This is a genomic window from Cohaesibacter celericrescens (assembly GCF_002866925.1).
GTDB classification, from domain to species: domain Bacteria; phylum Pseudomonadota; class Alphaproteobacteria; order Rhizobiales; family Cohaesibacteraceae; genus Cohaesibacter; species Cohaesibacter celericrescens.
Map to the genome: position 1 here is coordinate 467,542 of NZ_PKUQ01000016.1, position 16,380 is coordinate 483,921.

The 16,380-nt window shown below is 50.5% G+C and carries 11 protein-coding genes and 2 tRNA genes; 6 read left to right on the plus strand and 7 right to left on the minus strand.

Annotated features, from left to right (window positions below):
• Positions 1-16: 16 nt before the first annotated feature.
• Entirely contained in the window at positions 17-3,514 is a 3,498-nt protein-coding gene (gene mfd, locus C0081_RS10060) for a transcription-repair coupling factor (RefSeq protein ID WP_245417906.1), read from the minus strand.
• Between the two features lie 86 nt (positions 3,515-3,600).
• Positions 3,601-3,900 carry an FAD assembly factor SdhE gene (locus tag C0081_RS10065; RefSeq protein ID WP_101533654.1) on the minus strand — a complete coding sequence of 100 codons (300 nt, stop codon included), beginning with the start codon at positions 3,898-3,900 and terminating at the stop codon, positions 3,601-3,603.
• 177 nt (positions 3,901-4,077) lie between these two features.
• On the opposite strand from C0081_RS10065, the gene recG reads away from it, so the two are divergent.
• Positions 4,078-6,183 carry an ATP-dependent DNA helicase RecG gene (recG, locus tag C0081_RS10070; protein ID WP_101533762.1) on the plus strand — a complete coding sequence of 702 codons (2,106 nt, stop codon included), beginning with the start codon at positions 4,078-4,080 and terminating at the stop codon, positions 6,181-6,183.
• A 39-nt stretch (positions 6,184-6,222) separates the two neighbouring features.
• Here recG and C0081_RS10075 read toward each other — a convergent pair whose 3' ends face one another.
• Positions 6,223-7,017, minus strand: coding sequence for a DUF502 domain-containing protein (locus tag C0081_RS10075; RefSeq protein WP_101533763.1), 795 nt, complete (start codon positions 7,015-7,017; stop codon positions 6,223-6,225).
• Between the two features lie 318 nt (positions 7,018-7,335).
• Here C0081_RS10075 and C0081_RS10080 point away from each other — a divergent pair, with 318 nt between their 5' ends.
• Complete coding sequence (locus C0081_RS10080) at positions 7,336-7,716, plus strand: YbaN family protein (protein WP_210200454.1); 381 nt, start codon at positions 7,336-7,338, stop codon at positions 7,714-7,716.
• Positions 7,717-7,798: 82 nt separating this feature from the next.
• Here the strand turns inward: C0081_RS10080 and glmS are convergent, their stop codons facing one another.
• Together glmS and glmU are read right to left on the minus strand one after the other, a co-directional pair.
• On the minus strand, positions 7,799-9,625 hold the full coding sequence (gene glmS / locus C0081_RS10085) for a glutamine--fructose-6-phosphate transaminase (isomerizing) (protein ID WP_101533656.1): 1,827 nt from the start codon (positions 9,623-9,625) through the stop codon (positions 7,799-7,801).
• Between the two features lie 179 nt (positions 9,626-9,804).
• Positions 9,805-11,154, minus strand: a complete 1,350-nt coding sequence (gene glmU / locus C0081_RS10090; protein WP_101533657.1) for a bifunctional UDP-N-acetylglucosamine diphosphorylase/glucosamine-1-phosphate N-acetyltransferase GlmU — start codon at positions 11,152-11,154, stop codon at positions 9,805-9,807.
• Between the two features lie 168 nt (positions 11,155-11,322).
• On the opposite strand from glmU, the gene C0081_RS10095 reads away from it, so the two are divergent.
• Both C0081_RS10095 and C0081_RS10100 read left to right on the plus strand, forming a co-directional pair.
• Positions 11,323-12,378 carry an SPOR domain-containing protein gene (locus C0081_RS10095; RefSeq protein ID WP_101533658.1) on the plus strand — a complete coding sequence of 352 codons (1,056 nt, stop codon included), beginning with the start codon at positions 11,323-11,325 and terminating at the stop codon, positions 12,376-12,378.
• A 132-nt stretch (positions 12,379-12,510) separates the two neighbouring features.
• Positions 12,511-13,428, plus strand: coding sequence for a DMT family transporter (locus C0081_RS10100; protein WP_101533659.1), 918 nt, complete (start codon positions 12,511-12,513; stop codon positions 13,426-13,428).
• A 32-nt stretch (positions 13,429-13,460) separates the two neighbouring features.
• On the opposite strand, the gene C0081_RS10105 is transcribed toward C0081_RS10100, so the two are convergent.
• Positions 13,461-14,198, minus strand: coding sequence for a cytochrome c biogenesis CcdA family protein (locus tag C0081_RS10105; RefSeq protein WP_101533660.1), 738 nt, complete (start codon positions 14,196-14,198; stop codon positions 13,461-13,463).
• A gap of 392 nt (positions 14,199-14,590) precedes the next feature.
• Here C0081_RS10105 and C0081_RS10115 point away from each other — a divergent pair.
• A tRNA-Lys gene (locus C0081_RS10115) sits at positions 14,591-14,666 on the plus strand.
• A gap of 213 nt (positions 14,667-14,879) precedes the next feature.
• Positions 14,880-14,955: transfer RNA gene (locus C0081_RS10120), tRNA-Lys, on the plus strand.
• 218 nt (positions 14,956-15,173) lie between these two features.
• Here the strand turns inward: C0081_RS10120 and tgt are convergent.
• Complete coding sequence (tgt, locus tag C0081_RS10125) at positions 15,174-16,334, minus strand: tRNA guanosine(34) transglycosylase Tgt (protein ID WP_101533764.1); 1,161 nt, start codon at positions 16,332-16,334, stop codon at positions 15,174-15,176.
• Positions 16,335-16,380: the final 46 nt, after the last annotated feature.

The following is a 16,380-nucleotide window of genomic DNA, read 5'->3' on the forward strand; positions in this document are numbered from 1 at the left end:
TTTGTTTGGCTCTTGATCAACTCTGAGCCAATTTGGCCAACTGCGTCATGATGATAGCGGTGCCTTGCAGGCGTGCGCGTGGTGTTGCCCAATCCCGTGAAAGGAATATGCGCTGATCTGGACGGATTTTGGCCAGAACACCTTGTTCCGTGATGAATTGAACCAGTCCTGCGGGATTGGAGAATTCATTATTACGGAACCCAAACACGGCACCTTTTGGTCCGGCATCGATCTTCTCGACATTGGCTTTGCGGCACAGGCCCTTAATATAGACAATCTTCAACAGATGTTTGACCTCATCTGGTTGCGGTCCAAAACGGTCTGTTAATTCGGCGCCAAATTCGTCGATATCATTGGCTTCAACCAGATCGGCAAGACGGCGATAGAGATTAAGCCGCAATTGCAGATCTGCAACATAGCTGTCAGGAATCATCACTGGTGTGCCGATGGCAATCTGCGGTGACCATTTGTCTTCCATGATGGTCAGGTCACCAGATCTGAGAGATGCCACGGCTTCTTCAAGCATTTGCTGATACAGCTCATAGCCGACTTCTTTGACGTGACCTGATTGTTCTTCGCCAAGCAAGTTGCCTGCTCCACGAATATCGAGATCGTGGCTGGCCAGTTGGAAACCTGCCCCTAGGGTATCCAAGCTCTGCAAAACCTTGAGGCGTCGTTCGGCGGTTGGTGTCAGTACTTTTTTTGCCGGAACCGTAAACAGCGCGTAGGCGCGGGTCTTGGAGCGCCCTACCCGTCCACGTAGCTGATAAAGCTGGGACAGGCCGAACATGTCGGCGCGATGCACAACAAGCGTATTTGCCGTTGGTACATCGATACCGGATTCGACAATTGTGGTGGAGAGCAAAACATCATATTTGCCATCATAGAAGGCAGTCATGATGTCATCAAGCTGACCGGGAGGCATTTGGCCGTGGGCGACTGCGACTTTGACTTCCGGCACATGCTCATCAAGGAATCGTTTGATGTCAGCGATATCGGCAACACGTGGGCAGACATAAAAGCTCTGGCCGCCACGGTAGCGCTCGCGAAGTAAAGCCTCGCGTATGGTCAAAGCATCGAATGGTGAGATAAAGGTCCGCACGGCCAGACGGTCAACGGGTGGTGTCGCAATCAATGATAGTTCACGCACACCAGTCAGTGCCAGTTGCAAGGTGCGCGGAATTGGCGTGGCCGAAAGGGTCAGCACATGAACATCGGCTCGCAATTCTTTGAGGCGCTCCTTGTGCTTGACGCCAAAATGCTGCTCTTCATCAATAATCATCAGGCCCAGATCGCGGAACTGGATGGATTTGCCAAGCAAGGCATGGGTACCGACTACGATATCGATGGAGCCGTCAGAGATACCCGCTTTTGTTTTGTTCAGCTCTTTTGTTGTAACCAGACGAGATGCTTGGGCGACGTTGAGCGGGAAGCCGACAAAGCGATCAGCAAATGTTTTGTAATGCTGACGAGCGAGCAATGTGGTGGGTACGACAATCGCCACCTGTTTGCCATTCATCGCAGCGATGAAGGCGGCGCGCATTGCGACTTCGGTCTTGCCAAAGCCCACGTCGCCACAGATGAGACGGTCCATTGGTCGACCCGAGCCCATGTCGTCAAACACCTGTTCAATGGCGTTGAATTGATCCTCGGTTTCGTCAAACGGGAAGCGGGCTGAAAATTCGTCATACAGGCCTTCTGGCGGCACCAGGCGTTCTGCTGTTCTCAGTTCTCGTTCTGCAGCTACTTTGATAAGCTGATCCGCCATCATGCGGATGCGGGCTTTCATCTTGGATTTGCGCGCCTGCCATGCGACACCACCCAGCTTGTCCAATTGGGCTTCGGCATCACCAGAGCCATAGCGGGACAGCAGCTCTATATTCTCTACTGGCAGAAAGAGCTTGTCGCCACCTGAATAGTGTATCTCTAAACAGTCATGCGGCGCACCGGCTGCATCAACCGTTTGCAAGCCTTGGAAGCGACCTATGCCGTGCTCAATATGGACGACAATATCACCCTGCGTTAGACTGGCGGCCTCGGTCAGAACATCAGAGCTTTTTTTGCGGCGGCGTTTGGATCGGATCAGACGATCGCCCAGAATGTCCTGTTCGCCAATCACGACGTCTTTGTCTGCGACAAAACCACATTCAAGTTCAAGGACTGTCAGGCCGACCTGTTTGGGCGTGATGACCTTGCGGGTTGCCCATGTTTCATAGGGCACAAGGCCAGTCATGCCATGGTCGGTGAGCACCTGATGCATACGCTCGGCGGACCCCGGGGTCCAGCATGCGATGGTCACTCGTTTGTTGTCTGCCTTCAAAGCATTGATATGCTCGATGACAGCATCAAAAACATTTACATTTTCGGCGCTGCGCTCGGCGGCAAATGTCTTGCCTTGCTTGCCGCCCAGATTGACGATGGTCTCCAAACTGTTGTCCGGCACATCAAAGGGGGACAGGCGCACGCGCGTTTGGGTGCCTATTTCGCCAGCCCAACCTTCTTTATTGAGATAGAGCAGGTCGGGATCAATGGGTTTATAGGGTACGCCTTGGTCAAATCCGGCATCGACGCCTTCCTTGCGAGAGACATAGTGATCTTTGATCAAATCCAATCGCTCTTGGATGGCTTCATCACTCAAATGATCAAGGACAATCGGTGCATTTTGGGTGAAGTCGAAAAGGGTTTCGAGGTCTTCGTTAAAGAAGGGAAGCCAGTGTTCAATGCCTTGATATCGGCGGCCATCGCTGATGGCCTGATAGAGTAGATCGTCGCGCGTTGCTGCGCCAAAACTAGCGGTATAGCGGCGGCGGAAGAGCGAAATGGTTTCCTCATCCAACACCACTTCAGAGGCTGATACCAGATCGATTTCTTTTAATTGGCCAACAGAGCGCTGGCTTTCTGCATCGAAAGTACGAATGCTTTCTAGCGTGTCACCAAAAAAATCAAGCCGGACAGGCTCTTCTGCACCTGGAGCGTATAGGTCGACAATACCGCCTCTAACTGCATATTCGCCCTGTTCACGGACGGTCGGGGTCCGCAAGAATCCATTGACCGCCAACCATGTAATCAAGGCATCCATATCGACGCTATTGCCAGGTCTGGCAGACCAACTTTGCTGTTTGACCGACGCTCTGCTTGGGACCCGCTGGAGTAGTGCATTGACTGATGTGAGCAAAACGACAGGATTGTCGAACGTTCCATAGGCAAGTCGCGATAGAGCCGTCATGCGGCGGGCAGAGATTTCTGCGTTGGGCGACACGCGGTCATATGGCAAACAATCCCAAGCGGGGAAAGACACGCATTCCAGTTTGGGGGCAAAAAACTTCAGCGCTGCCGCCATTGAGGCCATGCGCCGGTCGTCCCGTGCCACATATACCGTTGCTATTTTCGTGCCTTTTGCCGCTTTGAGATGCGCTTGTGCGATCTCGGATACGGCAACCCCCTCCAATCCGTCAGACACATGGCTGATATGGAGCATCATGGATGAAGACAGAGCTTTGGAAATCGAAGTCATAGACACGCGCGATCATGGCAGGGGGCGGAACAAACGAAAAGGCGGTTGTCAGGAGTGGCCCCTGCCCGCCGTGGTGCGAACCGGCCCTAAAGCAGACCGGACTCGAAATTTTTGTGGTAGTTTTTAACGGTGTGAAAGACACCACAATCGAATGCTTCTGGCACGGGAAGCTCATTGGTAAACCATTGCAACAGATCGCGGTCATGCTGATCCATCAACATTTCCAGTTCGGAAAGTTCCTGATCCGTTAGGACGTCGAGCTTGTCGTCAACAAAGCGACCAAACATCAAGTCCATTTCTTTAATACCCCTATGCCAAGCGCGCATGAGAATTTTTTTGCGACGTACGTCCAGACCTTCGCTGCTGCGGGTGCTGCCGTGGGACATGATAGTGCTCCTTAGTGGGCTTCTTCAAAGATGGTTCTGTATAGCGACTGTAACAGGCGTTGTCAGCAAAAGATCACCATTCAGTCACAAAACAAATGGGGAACATTGTTGACGACAGTGCTGTTGTTGGTCATTGTTGGCCTAGCTTTATCAGTCCCTAAAGAATCGTCCGGTGTTATGCGTCCCAATCATTTGAACAGTTATTTTTCTTCTTTGCTTTCCCTCAAGGGTGTTGGCCCCAAATTGGCGCAAGCTTTTGCGCGGCTTTTGCGTGGGGACGTTTTGCTCGAAGCTCGTAGAATTGATTTGTTGCTGCATATGCCCGTTTCGATCATTGACCGGAGTTTACAATCGTCGTTGGCAAGTGCACCTGAAGGGGCCATTGTCACCGTTTGCGTGACCATCGACAAGCATTTGCCGCCTCCAAGGGGTAATCATCGGGTGCCGTATCGTATTTTGGCTCATGATGAAAGTGATGAGCTGACGCTGACTTTCTTTCATGCAAAAGGTGGCTATCTTGCGGCGCAAATGCCGATTGGTGAGGTGCGCTATGTATCTGGCCGGATGGAGCGGTTTCAAGGTGCACCACAGATCACTCACCCTGATTATATGGTGGATGAGGATGACTTTGCCACCATGCCGCTGATTGAGCCGGTCTATCCGTTGACGGCAGGACTGTCTGGTAAAGTGCTGCAAAAAAACCTGCAGGCCTGTTTTGATGGCTTGGATGTTTTGCCTGAATGGCAGGATCGTGCGTTACTTGATCGCGAAGGTTGGGCTTCCTTCAATGAGGCTTTGAGATTGCTCCACAGTCCGTTGGGACTTTCCGATTTGGACATAAATGCGCCCGCGCGGCAACGTTTGGCTTATGACGAGTGCCTTGCCAGCCAGTTGGCGCTGTCATTGGTGCGCAACACTGTCAAAAAAACCAAAGGCATTGCTCGAAATTGGGATGGAAAACTTAAAGCCAGCCTACTTAACGCCCTACCCTTTACACTGACCAATAGCCAACTGGGCGCGATTGCTGATGTCGAAGCAGATTTGGCGTTGCCTGAACGGATGTTGCGGCTCGTTCAGGGAGACGTGGGCAGCGGCAAGACTATGGTGGCCTTGGTGGCGGCTGCCGATGTGATTGCAAGTGGCTCTCAGGCGGCAATGATGGCACCGACCGATTTGTTGGCGCGGCAGCATTTCCAGTCCGTCAAAAACCTTTGTGAAAAGGTCGGCATACGGGCGGGCATTCTTACCGGTAAAGACACGGCAGCAAACAAACGCGCTACGCTTGCGGCACTTGAGGCGGGTGATATTGATTTTTTGATTGGCACGCATGCGCTGTTTCAGCAAAGCGTTGTGTTTGCTGACCTTGGCTTGGCAATCGTTGATGAACAGCACCGGTTCGGAGTGCATCAGCGGTTAACGCTCTCCTCCAAAGGGGCCGCAACGGATTTGCTGGTTATGACAGCAACGCCGATTCCGCGCACGCTGGTTTTGACCCACTATGGAGACATGGATGTGTCTCTGCTGACTGAAAAACCCGCTGGTCGCAAGCCGATCGAGACACGGACTATGAGTCTGGATCGCTTGGGTGAGCTTGTTTCTCGTCTGGAGACCGCGCTTGTGCAGGGGGCCAAATGCTATTGGGTTTGCCCTCTGGTTGAAGAATCCGAGCTTTTGGATGTGATGTCAGCCGAAGACCGTTTCGCCAGCTTGAAACCGATGTTTGGTAATCGCGTTGAACTGATTCATGGTCGGATGACGGCGGATGAAAAGAAGTCCGCTATGGACAATTTTAAGGATGGCGATGCGCAAATACTGGTTGCCACCACTGTAATCGAAGTTGGTGTTGATGTGCCCGCAGCCACTATTATGGTCATTGAGCATGCCGAAAGATTTGGCTTGGCGCAGCTGCATCAGCTGCGTGGCCGTGTTGGGCGCGGCGACAAGGCGTCGTCTTGCATTCTATTGTTCAAAGGGCCTTTGGGCCAGATTGCTCGAGAACGACTCAATATGATGCGCGAAACGGAAGACGGATTTGTGATTGCCGAGGCTGATTTGCGGTTGCGTGGCGAAGGCGATGTTTTGGGGACCAAGCAATCAGGCATGCCTGGTTTCCGTATTGCGGATGCCGAAGCACACAAGGATCTTATGGAGATTGCCCGCAAAGAGGCCCGGTTGATTGTAGAAAATGATCCTACACTGCAAGGCAACCGCGGGGCTGCCTTGCGTGATCTGCTCTATCTGTTTGGTCGTGACGAGGCCATTCGGTTGCTCAAGGCTGGATAACGGATGCCTAGGGTCTCGACTGATTAAATGCTGAACGGTTTATTCGCCTGCGTCCACTTTTTGTTTTTTGCCGCTGGGTTTGGATGATTTTTCCAAGCCTTTGCCAGTCAATGCTTGTGCTTTGTCCTCATCTTCTTCAATGGCATGATCGGCGATGAAATCTGGTGTGACCAAGCCTGCGGAAATGACAAGTTTTGCGGCATCTTCAACGCTCATATCTAGAATGATGACATCATCGCGCGGCACGAATAACAAAAATCCGGACGTTGGGTTTGGGGTGGTCGGCAAGAAAACCGAAATATGCCCTGTATCGGAATTTTCATGGTCTTCCAAACGGTGTGCTACTTCGCCTTTTGTTCTTGTGGCAATGAAACAAAGAGCCCAGAGACCTCGGCGCGGATATTCAATTACAGCCGCTTTGGTAAAAGTCTGGCCCTTTTGGGACAAGGCTGTTTCAAATATCTGTTTTAGGGCATTGTATAGGTTGCGAACCAAGGGCATGCGCCCAACCATTACTTCGCCAAATGTGACCAAGTTACGCCCAACAAAGTTGGCGGTCAGAAAACCAAGAATCGTGATGATCAGGAATGAGAAAATCAGACCGACGCCAGGTACGGAAAAGGGAAGATAATTATCAGGATTGTAGATGTGCGGTATATAGGGCTTAACCCACGCATCTACCCATTGGATGAAAGACCATGTTATGAAGAGTGTAATACCAATAGGTGCAGCAATGACGAGACCTGTGAAAAAATAATTTCGCACACGATGACCAAAACCCAATCTTACAGGCTCCGGGACCTCTTGCTTCTCGTCTTTTTTCAGTTTCTTCATTTTGTTTTTCGTTCCAATCAAGTGGCCGACCAATCGACCATTACCAATGGTCAAACTCAAAAGAATTTACTTGCTCGGGGCAACTGCAGATGTGCCGGTGCTGTTCGGACCTGCTGTGCGACGTTGTATCATGTTGCACAGCAGAGCGAAGCACTATCCTAAAATAGTGCGGCATGGAGCAGGTTAAAAGCACAAGAATTCAGTTTGTTGCCTGAATTCTGGGCTAATTTTGTTGTAGAAGGGTTTTGCGGTGCTTATGTGGTGGTTCTGTTGGGCCAAATTGTTTATTTTTACGATCAATGGTAACGGATCTGATTTATGGATCGACTGAAACGTCCCTTTTTTATGGTGCTCGGCCTGCTCGTTAGCGGCATCGGAATCATTGGCGCATTTTTGCCGGTTTTGCCATCGACCGTATTTTTCATTTTTGCAGCCTTTTGTTTTGCTCGATCCTCTCCCAGACTTGAAAACTGGATCTTGAACCATTCTCTATTTGGTCCGCCTGTGACCGCTTGGCAGGAGCATGGAGCCATTCCGCTAATGGCTAAGTATTTTGCCTTTTTGGGGATGGCGTTTGGGTTTGGTTCATTTTTGTATTTTGTTGCCCCCGACCTTTGGTTGTTGGTCGTTGTGGCTTTGTTTTTTATTGGCAGCGCAGTTTATGTTGGTAGTCGGCCAAGTGGTCCTCGTTCTGAATAATCGCAATGTTTCATTTCATTTGATCTAAAAAAAGCCCGCCCCCAGATCGGGAGCGGGCTTTTGAATTTGATTAGATCTGGGATTATTCCACGGTTACTGACTTTGCCAGATTGCGTGGTTGGTCAACGTCTGTTCCCATTAAATTTGCAGTGTGATAGGCAAGCAATTGAACTGGCAGCGCAAAGACGATCGGTGCGATTATGTCGGGTACTGTCGGCATAACGATGGTCTGGCAGTCTTCCAAAGCGTTTTTGTCTGCGCCTGACTGGTCTGTGATCAAAATGATCTTACCATCACGGGCTGCGACTTCTTGCATATTGGAAACGGTTTTCTCATATGAGGGATCATCAGGTGCAATCACTACGACGGGCATGGTCTCATCAATCAAGGCAATAGGGCCGTGCTTTAGTTCACCCGCAGCGTATCCTTCGGCGTGGATGTAGGAAATTTCCTTGAGTTTGAGTGCGCCTTCCATCGCCAGCGGGAAGTTGGTGCCTCGACCCAAATAGAGAACATGCTTGACCTTGGAAAGATCATGGGCAAGTGCGGCGATGTCGTCGGAGCCTTTAAGAGCCTGACGGATAAATTTGGGCAACTCACTTAAGGCTTGGGTGTAACTTTGTTCTTCCTGCTCGGTAATAGTGCCTCTAGCACGGCCCGCCATGATGGCTAATGCCAGCAAAACGGACAGTTGGCAGGTGAAGGCTTTTGTGGAGGCAACGCCAATTTCCGGTCCAGCCAATGTTGGGAAAATCGCGTCGCTTTCGCGCGCAATGGTGCTTTCTGTGACATTAACGATGGAGGCGATGTGCTGACCTTGTGCACGGCAATAGCGCAAGCATGCCAAAGTATCGGCTGTTTCACCAGACTGTGAGATAAACAGCGCCAGTCCGCCTTTTTCCATCGGCATTTCGCGATAACGGAACTCAGATGCGACATCGATCTCGACAGGAATGCGCGCCAGTTTTTCGAACCAGTATTTTGCTACTACGCCTGCGTAATAGGCGGTTCCGCAGGCAGACATGGCAATGCGGTTGAGATCGGCAAAATCAAATGGCAGTTTTTCTTTGAAACGTATTTTACCTGAGGCAAAATCCACATAGTGGGCAAGTGTGTGCTGGATGACTTCTGGTTGCTCATGCATTTCTTTTTCCATGAAATGCTTGTAGTTGCCCTTCTCCACGACATAAGCAGAGGCTTGTGCCATCGTTGAGCTTCGATCAACCTGCTCGTTGTTTTCGTTAAAGATGGTTATGGATGAGCGACTTAAAACAACCCAATCGCCTTCTTCGAGATAGGTGATTTCATCCGTGAATGGCGCCAGAGCAAAGGCGTCGGAGCCAAGGAACATTTCACCTTCTCCGTGGCCTATGGCCAAAGGAGAGCCTCTGCGTGCGCCGATCATCAGGTCTTCCTCGCCACCAAAGATGATGGCCAAAGAAAAAGCACCCTCAAGCCGGCCTAGAATCGCAGAAACGGCGTCGATCGGGGTGTTGCCGTTGTTCAGCTCGGATTGAATCAGATGCACGACTGTTTCTGTGTCTGTTTCTGATTCAAACGTATGGCCTTTTGCTGTCAGCTCGTCACGCAGCTCGCGGAAATTTTCGATGATTCCATTGTGTACGGCGGCCACGTTACCGGCTTGATGGGGGTGTGCGTTGGTTTCATTGGGCACGCCATGCGTAGCCCAACGGGTGTGGCCGATGCCGATGTTGCCGGATAGAGGATTTTCACCAAGAAGCGTTTCTAGGTTGCGTAGCTTACCCGCCGCTCTGCGCCGCCCCAAGTGGCCTTGATGGATGGTGGCGACACCAGCAGAATCATACCCGCGATACTCAAGCCGCTTTAGTGCGTCGACCAACTGAGGGGCGACGGAGCTTTTTCCGAGAATTCCGACAATGCCGCACATAACAATCTCTTTCCTGAAAACTTCAGCTTTAAAAATTCATTGCAGTCAGTTTTGAAGCTGATTTTGGCAATGGCTCTGTTTATTGGGGTAACGCACCTTTTGGGATTTAAGGAAATCAATTCCGGTTGCAGTTTCTAACGCACCGCAAAAACATGGTGAATTGACCTCTAAAATGGCAGCTATCTCTTTGATTTCTTTTCTTTTGCCGCCCTAAAGGAAGCTGCCCATTTGTCTTTTACCACAGGCTTGGAGCGGGACACAGCCAATGCATCAGCGTTAACCGGTTGTGTGATTACGCTTCCTGCACCGATAAATGCACCATCACCAATGGTTGCGGGGGCGACCAGCGACGTATTGGAGCCAATGAAAGCTCCTGCCCCGATATCGGTTTTGAATTTTTCATACCCATCATAGTTGCAGGTGATTGTGCCTGCGCCGATGTTGGCTTTTGCACCGATGCGCGCATCGCCGATGTAGGACAGGTGATTGACCTTGGCGCCTTTTTCGATGAGTGACTTTTTGATCTCGACAAAATTGCCGATTTTAGCGCCTTCCTGCAGGATCGTGCCCGGACGCAACCGTGCATAGGGGCCGACGATGCACCGTTCGCCGACACTGGCGTCTTCCAGATAGGAGAAGGCACGAATTTCTGCGTTGTCGGCAACGGTAACGCCGGGCGCAAAAATCACATTCGGCTCAATCAGGACATCTTTGCCAATTTGGGTGTCAAATGCGAAGAAAACGGTCTCGGGAGCGGTCAGCGTTGCACCATTGGTCATGGCGTTGACGCGGGCGCGATATTGAAAAGTGGCCTCTACTTTTGCCAATTGCATCCTGTTGTTAACGCCCTGTAGCTCGGCCTCATCTGCTTCTATGGCAAGCACTTTGAGCCCCTGCTCGTTGGCCTTTTCAACCGCATCGGTTAAATAGAACTCGCCTTGCGCATTGTTGCTGTCGATGCTGTCCAGCAGGGTGAGCAGATGCTGGCCTGCAAAACCCATGATACCGCCGTTGCAGAAATTTACTTTGAATTCTTCTTGGCTACAGTCTTTGCCTTCTCGGATCGCTACCAGCTTGCCATTTTGTTCGAGCAAACGCCCATAAGGATCAGGTTCATCAGAGTGGAAACCCAAAACGACCACGTCATTACCGTCAGCCAGTTTTTCGCGCATTTTGAGGATAGTCTCGGTCCGCAACAGCGGTGTATCTCCAAACAAGACAAGAATGTCGTCTTTGGCATCGATCATATCAGCGCGGGCTGCCAACACGGCATGCGCGGTGCCCAAGCGTTCAGTCTGGATGTGGGCATTGACCGAAGGGTGGATGCGAGAGGCTTCCTTGTGGACATCGTCCATTTCGGGACCAACGACCAGTGAGACCAAATCTACCCCTGCTTCGCTGGCTACTTTGGTTACATGCCCAAGCATAGATAGGCCTGCGACTTGATGCAAAACCTTCGGTTTCCGCGACTTCATGCGGGTTCCCTGCCCTGCTGCTAGGATAATTGCCTGACAAGTGCGACGCGTCATGAATAGTCTCCTCGATACCAATCTAATTTGTTGTCACTGTTTTAGTCCGTAATTAACTAAGGAACAATTGAGACTGTTATAAGAAGCACCCTTGCAGGAACCACAAAAAAAGACTTTGCTAAACAAAGCGTGAAACATAAGATTCGCGCGTGAAAAGGGGCTTTTTGAATGGCGCGGCCAGGCAAGGCCATCTTTGATGTGACTATGATGGCAGGTTGGGCGTTTGCGGCGGTTCTAACAGGTTTGGTTGCATTGACGATGGTCGATACTACCGGTGAACCCGCGAAAGACTCCAGTGTGGTTGCCGCACTAGGGAATGATAACGCGCGTCTTGTCACTGGATCGCTGCCTGACAATCAAACAATCTCGCCTGAATCGCCCAAAAATGAGCTGGTGAGCGATCAGAACCGATCCTACAATCCGTTTGATAAGCGAACCCAACAGCAATTGGATGAATTTAGGCAGGTACTTGCCGAGCTTAAGGCCCTCAAGCGCGAGGTTTCTGCTTTTCACGTTAGCACTAAAAGTCTGCGGAATGAGAATAATCTGCTTAAGCAAAGACTGGCAAAGGTCGAGTTGGGACAAACCACTGAAGACAGCCATGTGCGCGTGGTTGCTTTGCCCAAACGGGATGATGCGCGTAGCGTATTTATAAACGCAAAAAACAGCAGCGAGAAAATGATTGATCTGGAGGCCACCGGATCAATCGCACCGGTAGCACCTATTCCTCCGACCGGACAATCATTTGACCCTTTTCGGCAAAAGACCCAACCTCTCGTTAAAACGACAGTCGAACCGCTCAATATGGATTTGACTGTCGAAGGCGCTTCAGGTGAAATGGTTCTGCCAAAAGGAAAACCGGCTGAAGCCGTCTCTGCAAAAGATGCCGTTGTTGTGCGGCCTGATAGTGAAATTATCAAGACACCGGTCTATTCTGTACCGACAAGCCAAACTTCATTTGCGATTGATTTGGGAGAGTTCTTGTCTTTGACCGATCTCAGCTCCGCATGGAAGGAATTGTCCGTATTTCAGCGTCCTGTTGTGGGTGATCTGCGCCCTTTGAGTCGGGTCTCGCAGAGCAAAGACAACCAGTTGGTACTGAATTTAATTCTCGGCCCTATTCAGAATGCAGCAGAAGCGGCAAGTTTGTGTGCCAAACTCAAGTTTAACGGCTACGCCTGTCATGTCTCGGTCTTTCAGGGGCAAGCCCTTGCCTCTCGTTAGCTCTCCCCATCCTCCGTGAGAGCCAATCCAAAGTCGTTGTTTATCTAAAGACATCTTGACCAATTGTAAGCGTCGACAATTGCGTTTAAAGCTACCGCGCCGCATCTCGGCTTTTGCTGAAAGGGAATTCTTTTGTCTCCTAATATCCTCGCCTACTTATTGCTTGCCCTTTGTCCGTTTTTTCTGTCTTCCAACCTCATCATCGGTTCAATTGCGGTGCGGACAATCGATCCGTTCACATTGACCTTTTTTCGCTGGGGATTGGCTTTTTTGATGATATTGCCATTTGCCTGGGGTGCTTTGGTAAAACATCGGCATTTGTTTGCAGAGCAGTGGAAACTGATTTGCCTCAATGCGTTCTTGGCGATGGGGGTGTGTGGCACCGGGGTTTATTTGGGGCTCAAATACACGTCTGCAACCAATGGAACTCTGATCTATACAGCATCGCCTGTGCTGATCATTATAATTGAGTGGCTGTATCGTGGTCGTCCGATTTCGTTACGAGAAATCACAGGTATTCTGGTTGCGGTTTTGGGTATTTTTTATATCATTTTCAAAGGCAGATTGGATGCCTTGTGGTCGGTCGAATTTAATAGTGGTGACTTGCTGTTTGTCATCGCGGCGATCTGCTGGGCTATCTATTCCACCCTATCAAAAAAGCGTGTTTTTCAGCCTGTTTCGACCGTTGGTATGTTTGCTGTTGTTGCTGGTGTCGGGGCTGCGATACAGGTGCCGTTTATGACTTGGGAAATTGTCACACTTGGTAATTTCCCGGTTCAAGCTGACCAATGGATCAGTTTGTTTGGGTTGGCACTGATTTCGTCGATTCTTGCTTTTACGACCTACCAATATGGCATCAAGATATTGGGCCCTGCGACGTCGGGTGTGTTTATGTATCTAATGACGCCAATCGGGGTGGTTCTGGCTGTTGTGTTTCTGGGCGAAGACTTTCTTCCATTCCACGCAATCGGATTGATTTTGGTTATGACAGGGGTTGTTTTGGCTACCTTCCCCGTCCACCTGTTTGCAAGACATAGCAAACAGGCTTGATCCGGAACTGGGTGGCCTCACTTTGCTGGTGATCATCCCAGCGAATTGAGTGCCGGCAGCATCTCTTGCAGCCAAAAGGCGGCATTTTGTACCTGCCCTGTGACGAACAAAACGCCGGTGATGACAAGCAGGGCACCCATAACCTTTTCTACTGTGCCGATATGCTTGCGGAAACGCTGCATAAGCCCCATGAACTGGCTGGCAAAGGCTGCTGCCAATAAAAATGGAATGCCCAGTCCCAAGCTGTAGGCGCTTAGCAAGATCATGCCTTGTTGGACATTCTCCTCTGTCCCTGCAACAGCCAGAATGGTTGCAAGAACCGGTCCAATGCACGGTGTCCAGCCAAATGCAAACGCAAGGCCAATCAAATATGCGCCGATGAGACCCGCAGGTTTGCGATCAACATTGACGCGTGCTTCTCTGTAAAGGAAAGCGATGCGAAATACGCCAAGAAAATGCAATCCCATGATGATGATGATGGCCCCCGCGACATAGGAAAGAATGCCGGAATAGAGCTTGAGATATTGGCCTATGACGGATGCTCCAGCCCCAAGCAGCACGAAGACCGTCGAAAAACCAAGGACAAAAGCAAACGCTGAAAAAAACACCCGACTGGCGGCACGCTGCTTGTCGTTGGTGCCAGTGAATTGGTCCATAGAGACCCCTGCCATATAGCAAAGATAGGGCGGAACCAACGGTAAGACGCAGGGCGAGACGAAAGAAATAAATCCGGCAAGCACAGCACCGGTAATTGTCACGTCAAATTCCATTGTGGGTTTCCTTGAACTCAAATTCTTTAGACGATTGCGACTTGTAGACCATAGCTCTGACGATACAAACGCTCAATAAGCTTTTGCTAACTGAATGTCCAATCACCCTCATGCGAGGCAAAGTGAACGAACTGTGTGTATTCTTTGATTCCCATGCAGCATCCCACCCAAAAAAATGCGATCTTAAATTGGTTGCGCTTGTTTCTTTGCAGGAAGGATGGATTGTTTTCGGAAATAATGTCATGCATTTTGATCTGATATTCCCCATTGTTTGACATGAGAAATCACGAATTTATGACCTTGGACAAGTTTTCCCACGAAAAAGCCGTTGAATTGTGTGAGGGTGTTGACTGGACGCAGGAATCCGTTACAAAGGCGCTCACCAACACAGCGTGCCCGTAGCTCAGTTGGTAGAGCATCCGACTTTTAATCGGACGGTCGAAGGTTCGAATCCTTCCGGGCATACCATTTTTCCTTAAAATCAGATGATTTCTCAATATCTTGCAGGTTTTTCTGTTGTTGTTGTCTGATTTTGAGCGTAGATATAAAGCGTTGTGATTTAGCTGTAGAAAACCTCAGCTGTTGGAAATGTTCCCTCGACTGAGGATATATTTCTGTTAAAAGGGACAAGCCTTTCGCATTGAAGGCTGGTCAGATGCTTAGAGCGTCACCATTGGATATGTGCCCGTAGCTCAGTTGGTAGAGCATCCGACTTTTAATCGGACGGTCGAAGGTTCGAATCCTTCCGGGCATACCATTCACTCAGTTCACTTTCATTGTTAGCATGCACGAATAGTCCGATCGTTTGTAGCGTTGCGCAAGCGCACGACCGATTCGCCACAGCACGCAGAGACTGAATGGGTTGGTCCCTAACAATTTGTTGGAGTGCCTTGGGTCATTATATCTCGGATTAAAGCCTCTAACGCGCCTAAATTGGATTGATACAATCATGGCGCTGAAGGGCGATTTTCAGCCTTATAAGGCTGGCATATCGCCCTTGGCCCAGGCTTCTTTTACGGCGGCTTTGTGATCCACGAAGTGCCCTGCTTCGATGGCATCGCGCATATTCTGCATCAGGGTCTGGTAATAGGCGAGGTTGTTCCAGGTCAGCAGCATGGAGGCCAAGGCTTCATTTGACTTAGTCAAATGATACAGATAGGCGCGGGAATAGTCTCTGGAGGCCGGACAGTTGCTTTCTGGGTCTAATGGACGGTGATCGTCCTTGTGACGCGCATTCTTCAGATTGACCTTGCCAAAGCGCGTATAAGCCAATCCGTGTCGACCTGCGCGGGTGGGCATGACGCAGTCGAACATATCGACGCCTTGACTTACTGCCTCGATCAAATCATCTGGCGTGCCTACGCCCATGAGATAACGGGGTTTGTTCTCTGGTAACAACGGGCATGTGATCCCCAGCATGTCGAGCATCACGTCCTGCGGTTCACCGACGGCAAGCCCGCCGATGGAATATCCCTTCAAATCCATTGCTTTCAAGGCCAGTGCTGATTCTTCACGCAGCCGCGGAATATCCCCTCCTTGCACAATACCAAACATGGCTTGACCTGGACGATCACCAAATTGGGTCTTGCAGCGCTCAGCCCAACGCAGGGAAAGCTGCATGGCTTTTTCAATATCTTCTTCGCTGGCGGGCAGTCTGGTGCACTCATCCAGTTGCATCTGAATGTCGGACCCTAGAAGACATTGGATCTCAATAGAGCGCTCGGGGCTCATCATATATTTGGCGCCGTCGATGTGGGATTTGAACTCAACGCCCTGTTCGCTCATTTTACGCAGCTTTGCCAATGACATAACCTGAAAGCCACCTGAGTCTGTCAGGATTGGATAGGGCCAATTGGCAAACTTATGCAGCCCACCAAGATTGGCAATGCGTTCTGCGCCGGGCCGCAGCATCAAATGGTAGGTGTTGCCTAGAATGACATCAGCCCCCAAATCGCGCACCTGACCGGGATACATGAACTTGACTGTCGCCGCCGTACCGACCGGCATAAACGCCGGAGTGCGAATTGTGCCTCGGGGCATAGAGACTTCCCCACGGCGGGCTTTGCCGTCGGTTGCAATGAGCTTGAAAGAAAAGTCGGTCGGGCGCGGATCTGGTAGTGGTTGACCTAGCCCCATAACGCCGTTGGGGTGATCTGCGCCGGTCGGCTGTGCTGATGTGGTG

Bases quoted from the DNA above. Each gene is read 5' to 3' on its own strand.
- C0081_RS10095 (WP_101533658.1), top strand. From the start codon at position 11,323: ATGGCGCGGCCAGGCAAGGCCATCTTTGATGTGACTATGATGGCAGGT.
- glmU (WP_101533657.1), bottom strand. From the start codon at position 11,154: ATGACGCGTCGCACTTGTCAGGCAATTATCCTAGCAGCAGGGCAGGGA.
- recG (WP_101533762.1), top strand. From the start codon at position 4,078: ATGCGTCCCAATCATTTGAACAGTTATTTTTCTTCTTTGCTTTCCCTC.
- C0081_RS10065 (WP_101533654.1), bottom strand. From the start codon at position 3,900: ATGTCCCACGGCAGCACCCGCAGCAGCGAAGGTCTGGACGTACGTCGC.
- tgt (WP_101533764.1), bottom strand. From the start codon at position 16,334: ATGGGGCTAGGTCAACCACTACCAGATCCGCGCCCGACCGACTTTTCT.
- C0081_RS10075 (WP_101533763.1), bottom strand. From the start codon at position 7,017: ATGAAGAAACTGAAAAAAGACGAGAAGCAAGAGGTCCCGGAGCCTGTA.
- C0081_RS10080 (WP_210200454.1), top strand. From the start codon at position 7,336: ATGGATCGACTGAAACGTCCCTTTTTTATGGTGCTCGGCCTGCTCGTT.
- mfd (WP_245417906.1), bottom strand. From the start codon at position 3,514: ATGACTTCGATTTCCAAAGCTCTGTCTTCATCCATGATGCTCCATATC.
- C0081_RS10105 (WP_101533660.1), bottom strand. From the start codon at position 14,198: ATGGAATTTGACGTGACAATTACCGGTGCTGTGCTTGCCGGATTTATT.
- glmS (WP_101533656.1), bottom strand. From the start codon at position 9,625: ATGTGCGGCATTGTCGGAATTCTCGGAAAAAGCTCCGTCGCCCCTCAG.